Origin of the sequence: Rhizobium sp. SEMIA 4085, from assembly GCF_013004495.1 — a bacterium.
In the GTDB taxonomy this organism is placed as follows: Bacteria; Pseudomonadota; Alphaproteobacteria; order Rhizobiales; family Rhizobiaceae; genus Rhizobium; species Rhizobium gallicum.
Map to the genome: position 1 here is coordinate 1 of NZ_JABEPH010000522.1, position 3,054 is coordinate 3,054.

4 protein-coding genes and 2 pseudogenes are annotated in these 3,054 nt (G+C 55.8%); 4 read left to right on the forward strand and 2 right to left on the reverse strand.

Features of this window, described 5'->3' with window-relative positions:
• On the reverse strand, nt 1–1,090 hold a 1,090-nt coding region (locus C9413_RS30275), incomplete at its 3' end, for a cbb3-type cytochrome c oxidase subunit I (protein ID WP_170251340.1).
• Between the two features lie 401 nt (nt 1,091–1,491).
• On the opposite strand from C9413_RS30275, the pseudogene C9413_RS30280 reads away from it, so the two are divergent.
• The 4 genes and pseudogenes from C9413_RS30280 to C9413_RS34025 all read left to right on the forward strand — a co-directional run.
• Nucleotides 1,492–1,633, forward strand: a pseudogene (locus C9413_RS30280) (DUF269 domain-containing protein); the annotation flags it as partial.
• 24 nt (nt 1,634–1,657) lie between these two features.
• A complete protein-coding gene (locus C9413_RS30285) occupies nt 1,658–1,858 on the forward strand; it encodes a CCE_0567 family metalloprotein (RefSeq protein ID WP_040114203.1) in 201 nt (66 codons plus the stop codon).
• Entirely contained in the window at nt 1,858–2,169 is a 312-nt protein-coding gene (gene fdxB, locus C9413_RS30290) for a ferredoxin III, nif-specific (RefSeq protein ID WP_082046641.1), read from the forward strand. Before C9413_RS30285 ends, fdxB begins: the two co-directional genes overlap by 1 nt.
• Before the next feature lie 277 nt (nt 2,170–2,446).
• Nucleotides 2,447–2,656 carry a hypothetical protein gene (locus C9413_RS34025; RefSeq protein ID WP_223844079.1) on the forward strand — a complete coding sequence of 70 codons (210 nt, stop codon included), beginning with the start codon at nt 2,447–2,449 and terminating at the stop codon, nt 2,654–2,656.
• Nucleotides 2,657–2,699: 43 nt separating this feature from the next.
• Here the strand turns inward: C9413_RS34025 and C9413_RS34030 are convergent.
• A pseudogene (locus C9413_RS34030) lies at nt 2,700–2,942 on the reverse strand (DUF269 domain-containing protein); the annotation flags it as partial.
• Between the last annotated feature and the right edge of the window lie 112 nt (nt 2,943–3,054).

Below are 3,054 nucleotides of genomic sequence, written 5' to 3' on the forward strand. Positions count from 1 at the left end.
GGTCTGTGCGGATCTTGTCCCAGGCGCCCGATAACGTCATTATACCGTTGATCATACCGCCCCACGAGGGCATCCAGAGCATGATGGAGAAGACCATGCCGAGCGTCTGCGCCCAATCCGGCAGCGCGGTGTAGTGCAGATGATGCGGACCGGCCCAGATATACATGAAGATCAAGGCCCAGAAGTGGATGATCGACAGGCGATAGGAATAGACCGGGCGGTTGGCCTGCTTCGGCACGAAATAATACATCATGCCCAGGAAGCCGGCAGTCAGGAAGAAGCCAACCGCGTTATGGCCGTACCACCACTGGGTCAGAGCGTCCTGCACGCCCGAAGAAAGCGAATAGCTCTTCGAACCGAGGAAAGAGACCGGCACGGCCAGATTGTTGACGACGTGCAACATGGCGATCGTGACGATGAAGCTCAGGTAGAACCAGTTCGCAACGTAGATATGCGGTTCCTTGCGCTTCAGGATCGTTCCCAGAAAGGCGACGAGATAGGCAACCCAAACAAGGGTTAGCCAGACATCGACATACCATTCGGGCTCCGCATATTCCCGCCCCTCGGTGATCCCCAGGAGGTAGCCGGTCGCGGCCATGACGATGAAGAGCTGGTAGCCCCAAAATACGAACCAGCCGAGATTGCCGCCGAAGAGGCGGGCCCGACAGGTACGCTGCACGACGTAGAAGGAAGTCATTATTAAAGCATTGCCGCCAAACGCGAAAATGACGGCGGAGGTATGAACGGGGCGGAGCCGACCAAAGTTAAAATGTGGCGCAACATTCAAATCAGGAAAGGCAAGTTGGAGGGCGATGACGACACCTGCCAGGAAGCCGATCACGCCCCAAAAGACGGTGGCGATCAATCCATACCGGATAACCTCGTCAAAATAGGGCCCCGATCCGGCCTTGACGCGAGCTCCCCCTGGCGAAAAATCAACCCGCAGCAGCAGCAACACTGTGCCTGCCAGGAGGCAGAAGAACAGGACCCCCATGTGGGCCGCAAAAAGCTGATCATGAGCGGCTCCGGCACCAACCAGTGCCAAGAAAGCGCCAACCGCAACCAACACGGTTTCAGCGGGGTAATTCATGTCATGGCCTCCAAGCCGCAGACGACCGCGCCATGGACGGCCGTCTTTCTTGCCACGTGGGAACAGTTCCCACGAGAGGGGCAACAAGTCGTTGATCCATATCAACGAACGCTACAGGTTTTCCCGCTCTGCTGACTTTGGTTACAGACAATCGCGCTTTTCAAGCCGATGGCTGTTGCGTGAGGGTCGCATTCCGAAAGCTCCCAACGACAACGCGAGCCGGGACAGGTGGAGGCGCAAGAACACCGCATTCGAGAGGAGACAATAGCCGGCCCGGGAGCTCACTTTGCCGCTCGCCCTCAAGAATTGAACCAGAATTTGCTCAATCTCAAAGAATATCTGCCGGTCCGCACCTAAAGTCGGGCGCTGAGGGCCTTGCAAACAGGAGATAGGAAATGCCTCTGGTGATATTGTCGAAGACACTACCGCGATGTCCATCGCTTTGGTTTCGGCTCCCTGCAAGAGCTATCGAGATGCGGTGAGGGGTTTCTCGACGATGCCATGAAAATCATCTTTGCTTTTCCGGATGTGGCGCGGGCATAACGTTCGACGTAAAATGAGGGAACCATGGTGAACCTTGATGAGCAGCTCAAAATTGTACGCAAGTTGCAGTTCCGCGCCGCATCGGCGAAGCTGGAGCTGCATGACCTGGCTGAGGACCTCCCGGTTCGCTGGACCTACATCAAGGTCGTGGCCGAAAAGACATTCGATGTTTTCGCAGAGTTGGACGCCGCACGAAAAAGGCTTTCGATTTCGGAGAAGTCGTGATGACAGGACCATTCCTCACGCGCGATGGTTCAAGCTGGGAACCTCAATACCTGACTTGCATCGATGCGGTTACCTGCATTGGATGCGGGCGCTGCTTCAAGGTCTGCTCACGACAAGGGATGCGTCTTCACGGGGTCGACGAACTGGGGGAGATCTTCGAGGTGTCCGAAGATGATGATTTAGATGATCAGCTAAATCGTATGATTATGGTCGTCCACCAGCCAGGGCGCTGCCTTGGCTGTGGAGACTGCGCGCGTGTCTGCCCAAAGAACTGTCAAACCCACGTCGGCGCTTCAAGAGTCGATCACTGATACGCATGATTAGGAGAGTTTATCGTGTCCTTTCGAGCATTTTTTCGTATCCTGCTGCTGATTATCATCGTGAGTGGAGGTTCAGCATACGCAGCCTCACTGTCCATAACTCGGACGATTTTCGTTCTGCTTCCAGAATTTTTGGTAGTCCAGGTCGCCTACTTCATCAGCCTCGTGTATGCCGTATATCGGTCAGGCAACGCTGATTTTTGCCATCCAAGACCGGTTTATCCAGCAAGCGTGAAGGCAGCTGAAGAGCTGCGAAGGAGAGGTCATGATGGCATCAATGGATCAAACGTCCTCCACCTCCACCGAACGCCGGAAACCTGACATACTTGAGGTCAAGGTTCTTGGGCCTGCCGCCTTGCCGACTTGCAAACAGCGCTGGTTCCGCGACTACCCTTCCGTCGCGGGCCTGCTGTTCGACGGGATTGGCGCAAGTCCGCAAGTTGCTCTCGAACGTGATTCTGCGGACTATGCGCTTTGATCGCCATTAGCGAGTACCGCCCGACTGTCTTGCCCTGTTGCGCGACGCCCCGTCCTGTCGTTAGAACGACACGCCCGAACCCCTCGTGGTTCATTGTCATCAACGAAGATATTTGGAGGCAGGTACGTTCCTCCATTCCGAGCGCCACGCAGGTGTAGAAAATTTGAAGCCTGGCAAGCACGTCCGGATCAGGATCGCCAATGATCGCCATTCCGCGACGCTGTTCCTTCGTCACAACAAAATCGGACAGAAGCTCCTCTTGCACGAGGCGAACCAAGCATTCCATGAAGGGGCCCGCTATCGGGTTACGCCTTCAACTGGCGGCTTTCCTTGTGTCGGTTATGGTCTGACCGGCGTTTGCGCCGATGGGCTGAGGCTATTCCGTCGGCTGGACAGCG

Coding starts and splice junctions, on each gene's coding strand:
- C9413_RS34025 (WP_223844079.1), top strand. CDS start 2,447: ATGGCATCAATGGATCAAACGTCCTCCACCTCCACCGAACGCCGGAAA.
- fdxB (WP_082046641.1), top strand. CDS start 1,858: ATGACAGGACCATTCCTCACGCGCGATGGTTCAAGCTGGGAACCTCAA.
- C9413_RS30285 (WP_040114203.1), top strand. CDS start 1,658: ATGGTGAACCTTGATGAGCAGCTCAAAATTGTACGCAAGTTGCAGTTC.